This window comes from Ekhidna sp. ABH4_415, from assembly GCF_056161305.1.
Genome location: NZ_JBSWYW010000005.1, coordinates 142,870 through 161,743, shown reverse-complemented (window position 1 = coordinate 161,743; position 18,874 = coordinate 142,870). Strand labels below are relative to the sequence as shown.

The 18,874-nt window shown below is 42.2% G+C and carries 15 protein-coding genes and 1 tRNA gene; 12 read left to right on the top strand and 4 right to left on the bottom strand.

What is annotated here, in order from left to right; all coding sequences use genetic code 11:
* The first annotated feature begins 52 nt into the window (after nt 1–52).
* The 7 genes from ACXAH9_RS09980 to ACXAH9_RS09950 all read left to right on the top strand — a co-directional run bounded on the left by ACXAH9_RS09980 (nt 53) and on the right by ACXAH9_RS09950 (nt 8,981).
* Nucleotides 53–1,606 (top strand): MFS transporter, encoded by a 1,554-nt coding sequence (locus tag ACXAH9_RS09980; RefSeq protein ID WP_474894720.1) that lies wholly within the window; start codon nt 53–55, stop codon nt 1,604–1,606.
* Between the two features lie 45 nt (nt 1,607–1,651).
* Complete coding sequence (locus ACXAH9_RS09975; protein WP_474894719.1) at nt 1,652–5,539, top strand: hybrid sensor histidine kinase/response regulator transcription factor; 3,888 nt, start codon at nt 1,652–1,654, stop codon at nt 5,537–5,539.
* Nucleotides 5,540–5,625: 86 nt separating this feature from the next.
* Nucleotides 5,626–6,021: a hypothetical protein gene (locus ACXAH9_RS09970; RefSeq protein WP_474894718.1), complete on the top strand. Its 396-nt coding sequence runs from the start codon at nt 5,626–5,628 to the stop codon at nt 6,019–6,021.
* Nucleotides 6,022–6,182: 161 nt separating this feature from the next.
* Complete coding sequence (locus tag ACXAH9_RS09965) at nt 6,183–6,722, top strand: RNA polymerase sigma factor (protein WP_474894717.1); 540 nt, start codon at nt 6,183–6,185, stop codon at nt 6,720–6,722.
* A 30-nt stretch (nt 6,723–6,752) separates the two neighbouring features.
* Nucleotides 6,753–7,487: a HEAT repeat domain-containing protein gene (locus ACXAH9_RS09960; RefSeq protein ID WP_474894716.1), complete on the top strand. Its 735-nt coding sequence runs from the start codon at nt 6,753–6,755 to the stop codon at nt 7,485–7,487.
* Nucleotides 7,488–7,536: 49 nt separating this feature from the next.
* The gene (locus ACXAH9_RS09955; RefSeq protein ID WP_474894715.1) at nt 7,537–8,319 is read left to right on the top strand and encodes a DUF4097 family beta strand repeat-containing protein; all 783 of its coding nucleotides are present in this window, start codon (nt 7,537–7,539) and stop codon (nt 8,317–8,319) included.
* A gap of 2 nt (nt 8,320–8,321) precedes the next feature.
* On the top strand, nt 8,322–8,981 hold the full coding sequence (locus ACXAH9_RS09950; protein ID WP_474894714.1) for a DUF4097 family beta strand repeat-containing protein: 660 nt from the start codon (nt 8,322–8,324) through the stop codon (nt 8,979–8,981).
* 40 nt (nt 8,982–9,021) lie between these two features.
* Here the strand turns inward: ACXAH9_RS09950 and ACXAH9_RS09945 are convergent, their stop codons facing one another.
* On the bottom strand, nt 9,022–10,053 hold the full coding sequence (locus tag ACXAH9_RS09945; RefSeq protein WP_474894713.1) for a strictosidine synthase family protein: 1,032 nt from the start codon (nt 10,051–10,053) through the stop codon (nt 9,022–9,024).
* Between ACXAH9_RS09945 and ACXAH9_RS09940 the strand changes: the two genes are divergently transcribed.
* Entirely contained in the window at nt 10,034–10,558 is a 525-nt protein-coding gene (locus ACXAH9_RS09940; protein WP_474894712.1) for a hypothetical protein, read from the top strand. The two genes, ACXAH9_RS09945 and ACXAH9_RS09940, sit on opposite strands and share 20 nt — an antisense overlap.
* Here the strand turns inward: ACXAH9_RS09940 and gcvP are convergent.
* Entirely contained in the window at nt 10,555–13,434 is a 2,880-nt protein-coding gene (gene gcvP, locus ACXAH9_RS09935; RefSeq protein WP_474894711.1) for an aminomethyl-transferring glycine dehydrogenase, read from the bottom strand. The genes ACXAH9_RS09940 and gcvP overlap by 4 nt on opposite strands.
* A 148-nt stretch (nt 13,435–13,582) precedes the next feature.
* Between gcvP and ACXAH9_RS09930 the strand changes: the two genes are divergently transcribed.
* The 3 genes from ACXAH9_RS09930 to ACXAH9_RS09920 all read left to right on the top strand — a co-directional run bounded on the left by ACXAH9_RS09930 (nt 13,583) and on the right by ACXAH9_RS09920 (nt 16,880).
* A complete protein-coding gene (locus ACXAH9_RS09930; protein ID WP_474894710.1) occupies nt 13,583–15,037 on the top strand; it encodes a M28 family peptidase in 1,455 nt (484 codons plus the stop codon).
* Nucleotides 15,038–15,370: 333 nt separating this feature from the next.
* Nucleotides 15,371–16,705: a dihydroorotase gene (locus tag ACXAH9_RS09925; protein WP_474894709.1), complete on the top strand. Its 1,335-nt coding sequence runs from the start codon at nt 15,371–15,373 to the stop codon at nt 16,703–16,705.
* A gap of 99 nt (nt 16,706–16,804) precedes the next feature.
* Nucleotides 16,805–16,880 (top strand) — tRNA-His (locus ACXAH9_RS09920).
* 94 nt (nt 16,881–16,974) lie between these two features.
* On the opposite strand, the gene ACXAH9_RS09915 is transcribed toward ACXAH9_RS09920, so the two are convergent.
* Entirely contained in the window at nt 16,975–17,763 is a 789-nt protein-coding gene (locus ACXAH9_RS09915; protein WP_474894708.1) for a PhzF family phenazine biosynthesis protein, read from the bottom strand.
* 203 nt (nt 17,764–17,966) lie between these two features.
* Here ACXAH9_RS09915 and ACXAH9_RS09910 point away from each other — a divergent pair, with 203 nt between their 5' ends.
* A complete protein-coding gene (locus ACXAH9_RS09910; RefSeq protein WP_474894707.1) occupies nt 17,967–18,152 on the top strand; it encodes a hypothetical protein in 186 nt (61 codons plus the stop codon).
* 79 nt (nt 18,153–18,231) lie between these two features.
* Here the strand turns inward: ACXAH9_RS09910 and ACXAH9_RS09905 are convergent, their stop codons facing one another.
* A complete protein-coding gene (locus ACXAH9_RS09905) occupies nt 18,232–18,456 on the bottom strand; it encodes a hypothetical protein (protein ID WP_474894706.1) in 225 nt (74 codons plus the stop codon).
* Nucleotides 18,457–18,874: the final 418 nt, after the last annotated feature.

Below are 18,874 nucleotides of genomic sequence, written 5' to 3'. Positions count from 1 at the left end.
CCCACCCAGATAGAGTGCACTGGCTCTGATCTTTTATTTATAACTTAAGTGGATGTCTACCAAGGCACAACACAGTTACCCACTCAATTGCCCTACCGGAAATTGGACGATGTTGTCTACCATTCTGGCTTCAAGTATGGCATTTATTGATAGCACAGCTTTGAACGTGATTCTTCCGTCACTGCAGAAAGACCTGGAAGCAACAGGCTCAGATCTCTTCTGGGTACTCAATAGTTACCTGCTCATGTTAGCATCTCTAATTATCGTTGGGGGGAGTCTTGGTGATAAAAGAGGACGTGTGAAAGTTTTTAAGTTTGGAATCCTAATCTTCACTTTAGGGTCAGCTGCTTGCGGTTTTTCTCAGGACATTACACAACTTATTTTTTTCAGATCTATTCAGGGAGTAGGTGGTGCATTGATGATACCGGGCAGCTTAGCCATTATTTCCGCAGTTTTCAGTAAAGAAGAAAAAGGAAAGGCGATTGGGACCTGGTCAGCAGCAACCACGATCGTTACAGTTTGTGGTCCTGTCCTTGGTGGTGCCTTGGCTGACATTGGGCTGTGGCGTTTAATCTTCTTTATAAATGTACCTCTGGGGGTGCTTTCCATTTTTGCACTTCATTACAAAGTACCAGAAAGTAAAGAGCCAGGAGCTGCAAAAGTGGATTGGTGGGGTGCGGTTCTGCTTACCTTTAGCTTGGCGTCATTGACATTTGGATTTCTTGAAATGCCAGAAATGGGATACAAGCATCCAGTCGTACTTATGAGTTTGGCTTTAGGTTTAATTCTGTTGTTGGTTTTTCTAATTCAGGAGAAGCGTGTGTCAGACCCCATGGTGCCGCTTATTCTTTTCAAAAACAAAACTTTTTCCGGGGTAAACCTTCTGAGCTTTTTTCTATATGCGGCGCTCGGGGCAATTATGCTTTTCCTTTCGCTCAACATCATACAGGTGCAAGGATATTCACAATTTCAGGCGGGACTTACTTTTCTACCATTTTCAGCGATGATGATTTTGGTGGCAAGAAGGATGGGTGTTCTTTCTGATAAGTATGGGCCAAGAAGGTTTCTTATAATTGGACCAGCTATTACAGGTGCGGGAATGTTCTGGTTATCATCCATAGGGATGACCGAAGGTCCTTCTGAATACTGGAGTACTTTTTTTCCAGCCTTTTTAACATTCGCACTCGGGATGTCAATCACTGTTGTCCCGTTGACCACAGCAGTCATGGCATGTGTAGATGAAAGTAAGTCCGGAATTGCCTCTGGAATAAACAACAGTGTAACCCGTATTTCCGGAACATTCATCAATGCTATTTTGGGTGCATTTGCAATTTTCCTTTTTGCTAAATATGTGGGAGTTGACCTGGCTCAGCTATCCATTTCTCCTGATGATAAAGAGGTGATTATGAACGAAACCTCGCAATTGGGAGAGGCGATAGCGCCACAATCTCTTGAAAGCTCACTGAATGAAAAAGTCAATAAGATTTATGATTTGAGTTTTATTCAAACATATCAATGGGTGGGTCGACTTAGCGCTGGTCTTGCCTGGCTTTCTGCATTAATAGCAGTTTTCATGGTTGAAGGAAAAAAAGTTCAAACAACATAGAAGCAAATCGAATTCCTTTTCAGCCGGATGTTTATCTTTCTGAATATGTTCACCACCGTGTCACGATTTTTGCTTTTATTGGTTTGCTACTCCTCTTTTGGGCAGATTGAGACCCTACACAATTCTTCGCAACATTACACCACGGAAAGCGGCCTGCCTCAGAGCTATGTATCTAAAATCATCCAGGATGAACAAGGCTTTATTTGGGTGGCCACATTAGATGGACTGGCAAGATTTGATGGGCATAGGTTTCTCAAATTCAACATTGATGAAGAGGATAGAAAGCTTTCAACCTCTCTGATTTATGACATCTACCTGGATGATGAGAATCAGCTTTGGGTTTTTCATCGCAACCATGTTGTCGATGTGATTGATCCGCAATCCCTGGAAGTAAAAAGGAAGATTTCCCCGGTCAAAACCATTCTTCACGATCAATTTGATCTTGGAACTGACTGGATGAACGTTCGCTCATTTGTTAATGATCATAGGGGAAATTGGTTTGCTGGTGATACGGTTTCTTATCATCTATATGATGGAAAAAACCCAAAGCTTAGTAAACTATTTAGCAGCGAAAGAGCCCGAAAGACACCAACAGCCTATGGTTTCATGGAAGACATGCATGGCAGCATGTGGATCTTGACAGAAGACGGACTGTCAACGAGTGATACCAGTTGGGCCAATTATCAGCTTGTTCATTTTCCGGAGGATTTAAAGATACCTTTTAAAAGGATGAACTACAGGCCAATGATGGAGTTGAGCAAAAGCCGAATTCTATTTGCCGTAGAAAACCGGTTGTTTGTTTTCGATAAGCTCAACGCAGAGTATAGAGAGATACAGCTTCCTTCTTTGTCGGTCCTTACATATAATTCCATTTTAGTAATGACCAAAGACAATGCAGGCCGGGCAATCATCCAATACCTTGGCTATGTACTTCGTCTGGAAGAAGATGAGACCGTTACCTATTTATGGGAGAACCCACTTAGGGAGAAACTCAACATGACCTCCATTTTGATTGATCGATCGAATACTATGTGGGTGGGTGTAAATACAGGAGGGATGTTTCGGGTTGACTTGAACACACCAAAATTCCATTCATTTGAATACGAGAAGAACTTCTTAGTTGATATTCTCACGAAGCAGCTTGGAATAGATAAAGACGATATACCAGATAACTGGCGAAAGCAAGGCTGGTCGTATGGCCTGAGGTATTGCTATTCCAACTACGGACTATTAATAACCCATGAGTCCTATGGTTATGGTGATGGAAGGCGTATTTATAAACTAGAGAATAACCAACTAAATCCTATTCAACTAGAGGACAAATATTTCCACTATGTGATTGGAATGGGTGAGGTTGACTCCACTCTATGGGCGGCAGATATAGGGGGAAAAGCTTTTAAGTGGAAAGACTTGGATGAAAATCCCGAAGAAAGAGAAGTCAAGAAGATCCCCGACACTGGGACAGAGCGTATCTCAGACTTGACTGTGGACAAAGAACGTCAATGGCTGATCGTGACCAGAAACATACTTTATGAATTAGATGACGGAAAAATCATAAAGGAACATAAGGTTGGGAAAGAGGGCTCTTCTCTCATTGATATCAGCCAGGATCTTTATGATGAGGACGTTCTCTGGATCGGTACACTGGGAGGAGGATTGGTCAAGTGGGATAAGTTGGAAAGAGAAACAAAAAGAATATATACAACAGAAGATGGCTTACCCAGTAACAGCATTGGAAGCATTGTTCCTGACTCGCTAGGGAATCTATGGCTTGGGACGTTTAATGGAATAAGTCAATTTTCCATAGAGAAAGAATTGTTCACCAACTTTACCATGAAGGATGGATTGGTAGAAAGCGAGTTTAATCGTCATCACGGGCTAATGTTACCTGATGGAAGAGTTGCCCTTGGTGGCACAGTTGGTTATTCTGTGATTGAACCTGAAATGTTTGAGTCAGACACACATAATCCAATAACTAATATTTCAGATTTTACAGTCAATGGTGAGCCATTCGAATATCACCAAAAGAAAACATTTGTTCTCCCATATGATCAAAATGAGTTAAGGCTGGAGTTGGCTGCTACCCAATACAATGCCCCTGAGGCGATCAACTATCGCTACAAGCTTGATAATTTTAATTCCGACTGGGTGAATAATGGGAACCAGACAATCCTACGGTTTGACAAATTGCCTCCGGGAAGATACCGACTGCTCTTAAACGCATCTAACACAAACGGAATCTGGAGTGAGCATATAAACACCATAAACATTACGGTTAAGCCACCCCCTTGGCTATCCTGGTGGGCATTTACATTATATACAACATTTGGACTAATGACTCTGGCGCTGTATTGGCGGATATATAAAAGGAGAATTCTTAGGAAACAGGAACAGGAGTTTAATCTGAGGGAAGCCAAACGGCTAAAAGAAATAGATGCGATCAAAACACGCTTCTTCTCAAACATTACACATGAATTTCGAACACCTTTGACTTTGATTCTTTCACCTCTGGAACGAGAGCTGAGGGAGAAGAGCCATTCAAAAAAAGTAATTCGTATTTTGGAAAACAACTATCGTCAAGGTAATCATTTACTTAAATTGGTTAATCAGCTCCTTGATATATCGAAGTTGGAATCCGGTAGTATGATGATGCATAAGTCAGCAGGTGATTTGAACGGGTTTGTAAAAGCACTGGTAGATCAGTTTCAAGGGCTGGCAGAAGAGAAGGGCATACACATAAGTTTTTCTGTAGAGGGAGTTGAAGGCAACTACCTGTTCGATAAATCACACCTGGAAAAAATCATTATGAACCTGATGGGAAATGCCATAAAATTCACCCCGGAAGGCGGTCGGGTAAAAGTAGTGTTGACCGCATCACAAGTAAATAGCCAACCTGCGATTTCCATAAAAGTAGTGGATACAGGAATTGGTATTCCGAAAGAAAAAATACCAATATTATTTGATCGCTTTTATCAGGTGGATGACTCCAGCACTCGTCAACAGGAAGGTACAGGTATTGGATTGTCCCTTGTAAAAGAGTTGGCTGATTTGATGGGAGCAACGATACGTGTGGAAAGCAAAGAAAGAGAAGGATCGACATTCGAATTGATACTTCCTGTAGAAAAGCTGAGCATGAAAAATAGTACGCCTCGCTCACAATCAGATGCTCTGCTGGCGGATAAAGAGCCACTTATTTTGGTAGTGGAGGACAATGATGAGCTTAGGGACTTTATAGTGGACAGCCTATCATCAGATCTGAAAGTGATCGTGGCGGAAAATGGAATGACCGGGTGGAGGCTGACAGAAAAACATCTGCCGGACATCATTATTTCCGATATAATGATGCCTGAAATGGACGGTTATGAGCTTTGTAAAAAAGTTAAAGATGATCCTCGAACCAATCATATTGGTGTCATTCTTCTAACAGCCAAAATGGCACAATCTTCTAAGGAAGCCGGGCTGGCGTGTGGAGCCGACGATTATATGACCAAACCCTTCCACTCACATGAACTTGAACTTAGAGTAAAAAATGCTTTGGCACAGCAGGAGAGGTTGAAAGAAAAACTAAGAAAGCAGCTTTTACCAGGTTCACCATCAGTGAAAATTGAATCACCTAATGATATTTTCCTTTCCAGACTGTACCAGTTTTTGGAAGAACACCATACCAATTCCAAACTCGAGGTTTCTGAGGTGGCAGAGGCAATGGGTATGAGCAAGAGCACCTTAAATAGGAAGCTAAGAACACTTTTGAATGTTTCTGCACTTAATCTGATTAAACAATATCGATTGCAAAGGGCAGTCTGTTTGTTGGAATCTGGTGAATCAATTTCTGCTGCCGCATACTCCTCCGGATTTGAAAGCCCATCCTATTTCACGCAGGTGTTCAAAGAGTCTTTTGGGACTACACCTTCCGATTTTAAGAGAGCATCATGATTCAAATATGATATTCTTTGATTCATTTCCGATACTCAAAAGAAGCCTCAGCTAGTTGTTTTGAATGATTGAATCTAAAAGTTATTATGAAAAACAACTTATCTATTTTCCTACTCCTACTAGGAGTTTTATGCTTCACTAGCTGTGAAGAAGATGAAGAACCACAATCTGTTGGAGATGTTCCAACGGTATCACAGCTAACAATCACAAGTGCTTGGACAAACCAAAATTCCGGCCAAGTGGAGGTTGCTTCCAGCGTTATGGACGATGGCGGCTTATCCATCATAGAAAGAGGCTTTGTTTATTCTACATCTTCAAACCCTGAGTGGGGGAAGTCCGGCGTTCAGACAACAGGCGTTGGTTCATCCTTTGAAGGAAGAGTAATTGGGCTATATGAAGGGAATATCTGGTACATGAGAGCGTACGCTAAAAATGAGGCAGGCTATGGTTACAGTAGTCAGATCACGATTGATACGAATTAGTAAAATCCCAATAATACACTATCAGCCTAATAGATCCCTGTCGGTAACGCCAGGGATTTTTTTATTTTCTGGCTGTAACCTTCCTTCTCTTTTGCTGTAACTTATATGCATTTACCAGCGGTGCTGGTTTAAATCAACTTAAAAGACGAACCTAAATCGATTTGGAAGTAAGTGACGAACAGTTGATGTCGCTGGTAAAGGCCGGACAGTTGGACTACCTGAATGAGTTGTTTCAACGCTACAGCAAGCGGATATATAACTATTTCTTGAAGTCTACGCTGGAGCGGGCGGACAGTGATGACCTTACACAGGAGCTTTTTGTACGGGTAATGCGATATAGAAACTCTTACAAAGAGGGGCGTTCGGTACAGTTCTGGGTTTTCCAGATTGCTCGCAACATGGTAAAGGATCACTCCAGAAAAATGAAAGTTCACAAGGATCAATTCAATCCGGTGGAGGTCATCCCTGAAGTGAAAGAGGAAGTGGATGAGACAGCCATAGAGAATGAGAAAAAATTGCATCTGGCATTGAAGCGACTGCCGGATGAAAAACGCGAGCTTTTGGTGCTAAGCAAGTTTCAGGGAATGAAATATGAACAAATAGCTAAACTTAGAAACACCACAGTGAGCAACATAAAAGTACAGGTGCATCGCACCATTAAAGAATTGAAAGAGGTCTATTTCGAATTGTCGGAAGACTAACCGGCCTGGCCGGAGCAAAATTGTAAGAGCATGAAAATTACAGATGAACAGATGATCGCTTTGCTCGAGGGAGAACAAAATGAGGAGTTAAGAAAACAAATACACTCAGATGCTGAGCTGAAAAAACGCTTCGCTGAGCTTGAAGAAGTTTATGAGGCGATGGAGACGACCCGAGAAGTTGAGGTTCCACCTCATATTGAGTCAAACTTCAGAGAAGCATTGATCAATGAGAAGCTAAGGAGCGCCAAATCGTCTACGCCGTGGATGCAGATTGCTGCGGCAGTGGTATTGCTGATCGTTGGTTTTGGAGCAGGAAAATTTTCTACCTCCGGCTCCTCTGATGAGCTGATGGCCTTGAAAAATGAGGTACAATCACTCAGAGAAGTCACGCTCAGGAGCACTTTGCAGAAACATTCAGCTAGTGAGCGAATCATGGCAGTGAACAGGATTGAGGAGAGCCCTGAGGTAAATAAAGAGTTGATCACAACACTAATCACAACGCTCAATTCAGATGAAAGCCCGAATGTGAGGTATGCCGCTATGCAGGCTTTGGCAAAATTTATTGACAATGCGGACGTAAGAGCCGAGTTGGTCAAGTCACTGGAGGCCCAGTCTGACCCACTGATTCAAATCACCTTGATCACCATTTTGGTGGAAGCAGAAGAGCGCAGTGCAATCGCTCCTTTGAGAGACATCATTGAAAAAGAAGAAACATCACCTGAGGTGAAGCAGCAGGCAGAGGTTGCCCTCCAGGTTTTGACATAAAAATACCGGTACTATTTAATTATTAATCAAATATCAAAAACAACATAAAATGAAAACGATAATAGCAGGACTATTACTATTCGCGGCTACCAGCGTGGTGGCTCAGAATAAAACAAACTACAGTTATCCTATAAAGGGTAACGCCGCTGAAACATGGCTGGTCATAGAAAACCTTTCCTCTGATTTACAGATAGAGGGAACAAATGGATCAGAAATCAGAATTGAAAGTAAGAACTACAAAGGGCTTCCAGAGAAAGCCAAGGGCTTGAAGCCGCTTTCAGCCACTGGCCCTGAGAACACAGGAATAGGTTTGAACATCAACCAGGAAGGAAATACGATTTCTCTCTCAGGAGCTCACAGTGAAGCAGACAATGCAGAGTATATCATGTATCTCCCAAAAAACCTGAAAATGAAGCTAGACTACAACAGCTGGCAGGCAGGAGATGTGGTGATCAAAGGAATGGCTGGTGAAGTAGAGGCGAAGAGCCAGGTAGGAGATCTGGAGTTTATCGATGTGACCGGACCAATCGTGGCACATACGCTAAGTTCTGATCTTGAGGTTTCATTCTCTTCACTTTCGAGTGCGTCTCCTACTTCTTTGAGTTCAACAAGTGGAGATATTGATGTCACACTTCCGGCCTCAGTTAAAGGGACTTTCAAGATGTCCACTATTTCCGGAGGCGTGTATACAGGCTTTGATTTCGATTTTGGTGAAGATGCAAAAATCCGCCGTGTAGGAGGCCAAAATGCAACAGGTAAACTCAACGGTGGAGGAGTAGAAGTGTCACTGAAAACGGTTAGCGGTGATATTTACATCAGAAAAGCTGAATAACCATGAGACTATTAGCAATGATGCTGTGCCTCACAACATTTGGGTTGTGGGCACAGCCAAAAAAAATAACAGAATCAGTGGCTATCACAGGACAGGAGCAACTGGATCTGGAGTTTGATTTCGCTGACGACATTGTTTTTGAGACATGGGACAAGAATGAAGTTTTGGTGGAGGTGATGGTGGAAATCAACAATGGTGAAGACAATGATATTTTCACCTTGTCATCGGAAAAAATCAGTTCCACCATTTATATCGAAATGGACGAGGACATGTGGAAGAAGATCAGCAAAGAAAAAAATGGCAAGTGGGATAACTGTAGTTACTCTTCTACCATAAACTATACTGTTTATCTTCCAAAAAATTTAGATGTGCGTGCAGAGACTATTTCAGGGGATTTTGCTTTTGAATATTTCGGATCAGAAATGAATCTTAAGACGATCTCTGGAGATATAGATGCCACGATTCCGGAAAGTGAAGGGATGGACTTTAAAGCAAAGACAATCTCCGGAGAGATCTATTCAGACATAAAGATTGAGTATCCCTACGGAAAAGAAGGACTTAGACAGATTGTAGGTCAGGATGTACGAGGTAGAGTAAGTGATGGAGGGGTAGAGTCTTCATTTGAGACCATCAGTGGCAACATTTATTTGAGAAAAGGCTAAATCCCCTCCTTGGAGGGGTAGGGGTGGGTTTTACTCACCCTCACTTTTTTCTCAACACTACCAACCGATCATCCATTACTGTACCTATGAACAATAAGTCTTTGTATGGAGCAGCCACACTACTTGCAGCGACCAGTGATCCATCATTTTCAAATAAGCTTTCTACTTCTGTTCCATTGCGAATCTTGATGACCTCCGATGGAGCCATCTCATTTTTGCCACTGGCATAGGCTGTAAAAGCCATGAGATTAGGGTGTGAACCTATCCATAAGTCACCATTTTCATCCAACTCAATATTGTCAATACCAGTTCCTACATACAGGTCGGTATCATGGGTTAATGCACCAATTTCTTCAATATTGTAATATTTGAGCGTAAAGCTCCTTGGAGACGCCACTAATAATTGAGATCGATCCTTTGAGATATTGATACCATTTGCATATTTAATCCCACTGGCAACCTCACGATAGTTTCCATCATAAAACACCACATTGGAAACTCCTAGCCCTAAATAGTTCTCAGCCAGTTTTCCCCAATAACTGGTATATCCATGATCATTGGTGAAATAGAAAGAATCCTTATTTAATGCCACCACATCATTCGGGCTGATCATGCTATCGTCTCGATAGGTTGCCATATAGACCAGGCTGTCATTACCAAAAAGCTCAAACTTTTCGACTGTATGCCCTCTAGCATGGTTTACAACCAAAATTTGATAATGGCCTGAATCCAGCTTTAGCAAACTGATCCCGTGTGGGTAAAATGGGAGCTTGTAATTTCCGGTTAGTTTTTGGGGTTGAAAATTACCGGAATCCAGATCGAGATAATACAAATGTCCTTGCGAAGGACTACCATCTCTCCTGCCGGCACGGTCGTCCTGAGAAATAATCATGAACCCATCTTCATAATTGATCGTGAAATCTTCAGCTCCTTTCATCGGGATCTCTGCAATAACCTCATAGGAATCAGTGTTATTAACTTCGCGGAAGTATCCCGTAGAACTAAATGTGTATAAGACAAATACTGAAACCAGCAGAACAATAATTAATAGGGTGAGTAAAAACTTTTTCATAGCGATCAAAGGTGTAATGCATAAAAGTAGGGAATCTTTCTTTTTGCTTGTACTAAGTAGTATTTTTCTATTGTCTGCATGTGGTAAAGATGAGGTGGAGTTGCCCGATGAAGTATTGCAGGGAAAGATCAATGGAGAGCAATGGACGTACAAGTCTGCCAATGCTTACCTGGAGTCTGCTGACTTTCGATATAAAGTCACATTTTTATCTTCGGAAGAAACAATATCTGATCCTTGCGCTTTGAGGAGTACCGCAAAAAGACACATCACGGCCTTTTTGCGATTTCCGGAATATGAGGGGAATTACACAGTTTCCCCCCAGCTAGTTAATGATAATGAAGTTGTCGTGACTTTTAACGCGGACATTTCAGGCTCACTCGTTGCATCGAGCGGGTTCATGTCCATCTTCGCTATTGAAAACAGGGTGGTATTTGGCTATCTTCAGGCAGTGCTCGATGACGACAATACGGTAGAAGGATCTTTTCAGATAAGACTTTGTAATTAAGCCTCTACCACTTCTTCCTTATCTTCATAAACATCAATCGGCAGACAGCTGCATACTAAATTCCTATCTCCATAAGCACTATCTACTCGGCTTACCGCAGGCCAGAATTTATTTTCCTTCACATACGGAGCAGGGAAGGCTGCCTTTTCTCTCGAGTATGGATACTTCCATTCATCCGCCACAAGCACTTTATAAGAGTGAGGGGCATTTTTCAAGACATTGTCTTTGGCATCAGCAACACCATCAATCACCTCTTGAACTTCAGCGCGAATGGCAATCATAGCATCACAGAAACGATCCAGCTCATCCTGAACCTCGCTTTCGGTTGGCTCAATCATCATGGTGCCAGGTACTGGGAATGAGACTGTAGGTGCATGGAAACCATAATCAATTAGTCGCTTCGCAATGTCTTCTACTTCAACTCCTGACTTTTTGAACTGACGACAATCGATGATCAGTTCATGTGCGTTTCTGCCTTTATCATTGGTATAAAGTACCGGGTAATGATCCCTAAGTCGCGCCGCAATGTAGTTGGCATTCAAGATGGCCATCTTTGTGGCGTTGGTTAAGCCGGAAGCCCCCATCATTGCGATGTACGCATGAGAAATAGGAAGAATGCTTGCACTGCCATAGGCCGCTGCAGATACAGCAGGATTGCTGTTATGCTCGGTAGTGTGTCCGGGTAAATAAGGAGTAAGGTGCTCGGCCACACCGATTGGACCCATACCTGGTCCACCTCCTCCGTGTGGGATGCAGAATGTCTTGTGAAGGTTTAGGTGGCAAACATCAGCACCAATAATTCCTGGGGAGGTCAAACCAACCTGAGCGTTCATATTGGCCCCATCCATGTATACCTGACCACCGTTTTCGTGAATGATCTCACAGATCTCAATGATCGCTTCCTCGAAAACCCCATGTGTGGAAGGGTAGGTCACCATTAAGGCTGCCAGCTCATCTTTGTGAGCTTCTGCCTTTTCTCTCAGGTCCTCCACGTCGATGTTGCCATTGTCGTCACACTTTACGATTACTACTCGCATGCCTGCCATCACCGCACTTGCAGGGTTAGTTCCATGTGCCGATGATGGGATTAGCGCCACGTTTCTGTTCGGCTGCCCGGTTCCTTCTAGATATGACTTGATCACCATCAACCCTGCGTATTCACCTTGTGCTCCAGAGTTGGGTTGGAAAGAAACCGAGTGGAAGCCAGTGATTTCTACCAGCCAGTCATGCAGTTCATTAATTAAAATACCATATCCCTCTGCCTGCTCTTTCGGTGCAAAAGGATGAATGTTAGCAAACTCAGGCCATGTCACAGGGATCATTTCGGTTGTTGCATTCAGCTTCATGGTGCATGAACCCAGAGAGATCATGGAGTGTACCAAAGAAAGATCTTTGTTTTCAAGCTGCTTCATGTATCGAAGCAGCTCATGTTCGGAATGGTATCGGTTGAAGATGGGATGCTCCAAAAATGGAGTTGTTCGCTTTAAGGAAGAAGGGTATTCAACCTCAAAGTCTTCCACGATTGGTGCCTCGAAGGCATTGCCAAGTCGAGCAAATAATTTCACCACTTCATTAGCATCTGCGACAGTATGGGACTCGTCGAATGACACACCAACACCATCCTCGAAGAAGCGGAAGTTCATCTCGTGCTCTTCTGCCAGTTGCTTAATGTGCAGTAATTGCTCAGGGGTGAGCTGAATTCTGATGGTATCAAAGAAGTACGTATTTTGGTTTTCAAACCCGTACTGAGCGATCGTATTAGCTGTTTCTTTCGCCAACCCATGTGTTCGGGCCCCTATTTGTCTGAGCCCTTTCGCACCATGATATACAGCATACATTCCAGCCATGACAGCCAGCAATACCTGTGCAGTACAAATATTAGAGGTTGCCCTTTCTCTTTTGATGTGCTGCTCCCTTGTTTGAAGAGCCATTCTATAAGCATCATCTCCATGAGCATCTTTTGAGGCCCCAATGATTCTTCCGGGAATGGATCGTTTGTATGCTTCTCGCGTAGCGAAGAATGCGGCGTGAGGACCCCCATAACCCATCGGAACACCGAATCGCTGGCTGGTGCCAACCACGACATCTGTTCCCCACTCACCGGGAGCAGTTAGAAGGGTGAGAGCTAATAGATCCGTGGCGCAAGAAGTAAACACTCCGTTTTCTCTGGCCTCTGAAACCACACTGGACCAATCCCTCACCGATCCTGAGTTATTTGGATACTGGAAGAAGACCCCAAAAATTTCTGGAGAACTTAAGTCTGCGTTAGCTAAATCAACAACCTCCAGCTCTATTCCAAATGGAAGTGCCCTTGTTTTTAGTACGTCTAATGTTTGTGGAAAGACCTCTTCATCAACTAAAAACTTATTGGAAGATTTCTTATCTCCTTTTCTAAGACCATACAGCATACTCATGGCCTCTGCTGCGGCAGTAGCTTCGTCCAACAGGGAAGCATTTGCTATTTCCATTCCTGTTAGATCAATGACCATGGTTTGGAAGTTGATCAAGGCTTCCAGGCGACCCTGCGCAATTTCGGCCTGGTAGGGGGTGTATGCAGTATACCAACCTGGATTTTCCATAATATTTCGCTGGATGACGGTCGGCACTACGCAGTTATAATACCCCTGCCCGATGAACGATTTAAAAACCTTGTTTTTATCAGCCACCTTTTGCATGCGATTAAGATATTCGAACTCGTTTAATGCAGGGGGCAGATCCAGAGGGTTGCTCTTTAAAATTGGAGCTGGGATTGCTTCGCTGATAAGCTCATCCACTGAGCTCAAACCAATAGTTTGTAGCATATGAGACACCTCATCTCCAGAGGGGCCATTGTGTCTTCTTTCAAACTCTACTCGATCGTTCAGATTTAATTTCATCGGGGCTGTTTATTTAGAGGCCGCAAATTTACGTCAGTGTTGGCAAGACAAAAAGTGTTTTATCCCCTAACCACTAGTGTAATTAATTGGTTTGCCCGGAATAAAATTTCTTAGTTTTAAGCTCTGATTTTTAACGCGTTATATCACAATGAGAAAAATAACATTTGTATTGGGCCTGATTGTGGCCTTTGGACTGCTGGCACAGGATAAAACAGCCATGAAATTTGCCAAGACGATAACTGCAGACGACCTTAAAGAGCATCTTTCTGTTCTTGCTTCTGATGAGTATGAAGGGAGAGAAACAGGAAAGAAGGGACAAAAAATGGCAGCCGAATACATTGCCAACTACTTCAAGTCATTAGGACTTGAGGCACCTGTTGATGGGTCTTACTTTCAAATGTTTAATTTAACCGAATCTTCCATAGGGTCGGTTTACTTCCGAAAAGGTGAGGAAAAGAAGGTTGGCTTTGAGGAGTTTGTTTACTACTCGAAAGCCGAGACCATGGGGGAAGAGTACATCAGTATTGTGATGGCAGAGGAAGAAGGAGATATGAGCAGCTATGAAGGTTCGTATGTGGCTTATGTAACCGATCAGCTGGGTGGTCTACAGGAAAAAATAGATCAGGCAAAGGAAGCAGGAGCTGTTGGATTTGTTGTAGTTCTTAAAAACGATGATGAATTCAGTTCAGTGCTTACTCGTTTTGGACCCTACCTGCAGCGTCCGAGTCTTGGTTTGGATCAAAGAGACAATGAGTCCGACAAAATGATCATCGCAGATAAATCCCTTGCTGCATGGATGTTCGATAAGGAGTTTGAAGAGATTGAGCCAGGAGATAAAGCCGAAATGGTTTTTAATGCAGATTATCTGGATAAACCCATTGGAACGGAAAATGTACTTGGGTTTTTAAAAGGAACGGAAAAACCTGACGAGGTTATTGTCATTACTTCTCACTACGATCACGTAGGAATCATTGGTGGTGAAATCCACAATGGCGCTGACGATGATGGATCAGGAACAGTGACAGTGCTTGAGCTTGCAGAAGCTTTTGCAACGGCAGCTAAAAAGAAGAAAGGTCCGAAGAGAAGTGTGCTTTTCATGACTGTTACAGGAGAAGAAAAAGGCCTACTTGGCTCCAGGTATTACACAGATACAGATCCGGTATTTCCTTTAGAAAATACCGTAGTTAACCTTAACATTGATATGGTCGGGCGAATTGACGATGCACACGCAGATAATAGTGACTACATCTACGTGATTGGCTCGGATAAACTTTCACAGGAGCTTCATGAGCTTTCAGAAAAAGTGAACACGACCTATACAGGATTAAATCTGGATTATACATACAATGATGAGAATGATCCTAACCGATTCTATTATCGTTCAGACCACTACAACTTCGCTAAGAACAACATCCCTATTATTTTCTACTTTAACGGGACTCACCCAGACTATCATAAGCCGACAGATACGATAGAAAAAATCGCTTTTGATACGATGGAAAAAAGAGCAAGACTCGTATTTCACACAGGATGGGAAATAGCAAATAGGGAAGAAAGAATCGAGGCTGACAAAGAAAAGCTGGAGAAAGAAGCTGGTGAGTAATTGAGAAGAAAATTGATCATTGTGGGGCATTCGCCCCACAAGATCTTTTCAACCAGCTATGGAAAGAAAGACTAAAAAATCCATCTTTCTAATACAAGTATAAATATTTAATGCGGTTTCCAAGAAAGTTTTGCTTCAAAAAAATTGCTAAAACTGTTTTTGGAACTTATAAAGTTATCGAAAAAGATTGAAAATGAGCATTTTAGATGCTCATTTTTTATTTAGAGTTATCTTTGAACAGGTAGTCTTGTTCTTATATGTTCGGGCCAATTTTTCACAAAAATCTCACATGAGTTTCCATAAAAATCACATTTTAACTCAAAATAATTATAAATGTTTCTAATAAAAGAGGTAAGAATTGTCAATGAAGGAGAAGTTAAAGTTGCTGACTTACTTATTAAAGATGACCGAATTGAAAAACTTGGAGCGAGTTTATCGGTTGATGCCAAAGTCAAAGAAATAGATGGAAGCAACTTGCACCTTTTTCCTGGAGTGATAGATGATCAGGTGCACTTTCGTGAGCCAGGCCTCACCCATAAGGGAAATATTTTCACGGAATCACGAGCAGCAGTTGCGGGAGGAGTCACCTCCTTTATGGAAATGCCAAACGTAAACCCTCAAACTATTACTCAGGAATTACTTGAAGCAAAATATCAGATTGGAGCAAAGAATGCTTTGGCGAATTACTCTTTCTATATGGGGTGCACCAACAAAAACCTGGATGAAGTATTAAAAACAGACCCTTCGTCTGTGTGCGGAATTAAAATTTTCATGGGGTCGTCAACGGGAAACATGCTCGTAGATGATCCGGAGACATTGGAAAAAATCTTTTGCAATGCGCCCATCCTGATAGCTACTCACTGTGAGGATGAAGCTACCATACGTGCAAATACAGAAAAGTACGTGGCGCAGTATGGTGATGATATTCCATTTAAGTATCACCCAATTATTCGTAGTGAGGAGGCATGTTATCTGTCCTCATCTAAAGCCATCGAGCTAGCCAAAAAGTGCAATACGCGGTTACACATTCTTCATATTTCCACAGGTAGGGAGACGAATCTTTTCACCAATGAAATTCCCCTGAAGGAAAAAAGGATTACCTCTGAAGCATGCATCCATCACCTTTGGTTTACGGATCAGGACTATGATGAAAAAGGCGCCTTTATCAAATGGAATCCAGCGGTAAAAACAGCAGAAGATCGTGATCAAATATGGAAGGCTTTACTCGATGATCGCATAGATGTTATTGCCACTGACCATGCTCCTCATACTCTCGAAGAAAAGCAGAATCCTTATATGAAAGCCCCTTCAGGAGGTCCACTTATTCAGCATACGCTTAATGCAATGATCGACTTTTACCATGAGGGAAAAATTTCGCTGGAGCGAATAGCGGATAAAATGAGCCACGCAGTAGCAGAGTGTTTTGAAGTTGCAGAGAGAGGATACATCAGGGAAGGCTACAAAGCTGATTTGGTTCTTGTGGATTTAAACAAACCCTGGACTGTGAGTAGAGACAACATACGAGCCAAATGTGGTTGGTCTCCCTTTGAAAGCCACACGTTTAGGTCTACTATAGAGAAGACATTTGTTTCTGGTCATTTGGCGTATTCAAATGGAGAGCTGGACGAAAGCCAGATGGGCCAAAGACTTTCATTTGACAGAAAATAATCGTTTGTAGATTTCAAAAGGGGTATTACCTTTGCACTCCTTTTGTAAGCAAGAGTTTTTAACGACGGCTTACTTTTCAGGAACACCTGAAAAATTTATGGTGGTTGTAGTTCAGTTGGTTAGAACGCCTGATTGTGGTTCAGGAGGTCGCCGGTTCGAGTCCGGTCTTCCACCCAAACATTTGGAACAAATTTTGCCCTGACAAGCTAGCTTCGTCAGGGCTTTTTATTTTTAACGGAGTGTTTTACCTACATATATTTCGTTTTTTCTTACACCTCAATCTCTCCTTTCATATACGTCACCGCATTTCCTGCGATTAGCACCCGATCTCCTAAGTCTGTGCAATTGAGGTAACCTTTCCGCTCGGAGAGTTGGTAAGCGATCATTTCTTTCTTCCCCAGCTTTTCAGACCAGTATGGGATTAATGAACAATGTGAAGAGCCGGTCACCGGATCTTCAAAAACGGATGCTCCGGGAAGAAAAAACCGGGAAACAAAATCCACCCCGTCTCCGGGAGCCGTGCAAATGATTCCTCCTCTATCAAAGTGTTCGGGACTTAGCAGGCTTGCATTTACTTTCAGCGAGCGAACGTCTGCTTCACTCTCATAAACCATCACATAGTCCCTGGACTTCAGTATTTCTTTTGGTGCATGATTAAAGGCCTGAAGCAAGCCTTCCTTCATTTCGGCGGGATCTGGCTTTCTGGAAGGGAAATCCAGTTGCAACAAATGATCTTTTCGTTTAACCACCAACGGACCGCTCATGGTCTCAAAGTCAATTTGATCTTTTTTATATCCCAGATGATTGTAAATCACATGTGCAGAAGCCAATGTCGCATGGCCACACAGGTCGATCTCAAACTCGGGTGTAAACCAACGAAGGTCAAAGAAATCACCGCGATCCTGGAAAAAGGCTGTTTCGGCAAGATTATTCTCAATGGCAATTTTTTGCAGCACATCATCCATGGGCCATTCATCACCGATAGGGACGACAGCCGCCGGATTGCCGGCAAATAAATGATCAGTAAATGCGTCGACTTGGTAGATAGGTAGCTTCATGTTGTTAAAGATAAAAATCACAGGTCAGGAATAAGATAGATGCTGAAATAAATTCAGCATGACACACTCTCTACAAACAGGACACCCTAAGGCTAGGAGCCGGCACTATTTCAAGGTCATCGTCCAAAAAAGGACGGTTTTACTTTAACCTGTCCGCTTATGATACAGGTAACTCAACCGTTTCTCTAATCGTAAAATCATTTATGAAAATTCTACTCTGGTTCATCCTCCTCGTTATCTGCTGGCCGCTTGCACTTGCCCTTTTATTCTTTTATCCGATCATTTGGCTGCTTTTGCTTCCATTTAGAATCCTTGGATTTGCTGTAGAAGGGGTCTTTGCATTTATCCGGGCGCTGTTTATGCTGCCGGCGAGGGTTTTGGGGAGATAACTAAGCATATTTTTCTAAAAGAATATTTGCAAAGTCATTTCCCATTGGAGATAGGTAAATCGTTGTAAAATTCTCAGTGCTATTCTTTTTCAATTAAGCCAGCTTTATCAAGAACTCTCAACGAACCGGTTTTAATTTGTTTTGAATCTGTTTCTCCATTTTTCTTTAAGAAGACAAGAGCTTCCTTAGCATCATTAGAATTCAAAAATGATTGAATTGCATTAAGTTTTGATGATTGTAATTTATGCTTATTATCAATATCAGCAAGTGAGTTATTGAAGTCGAATAATTGATTTATTCGCATTCTCAAGATCATTCTGCAGATCAACATATTTGGTATTAGAACTCATTAGTTCATCCATTAAATCATTTACTTTCTTTTTAGAATATGGTTTTACTTTCCTAATCTTCAAACGCAAAGCAGCTCTTTGGCTTAAGTAACCCTCATAAACAGGGATTATAGTTTTGTTTAATATCCGGGGCGTTCCCATTGTAAGGAAGATGGCTCCTAAAAATGGCCAAAATGCATTATCATACCAATTAATGTATTCTCTTTCAATGAATTGAATTTTGGTAAGCGGTTCAAATTCATACGTATCTACAAAAAGTGTTATGTAAATGATTTTCCAATTCGCTACCGACCAAGCAAACAAGAAGTTCGCAAAAAAAGGTAAGATTACCTGTCGTAGAGAAAGGCTTTAAGGGAGTTGGTAATACTTTAC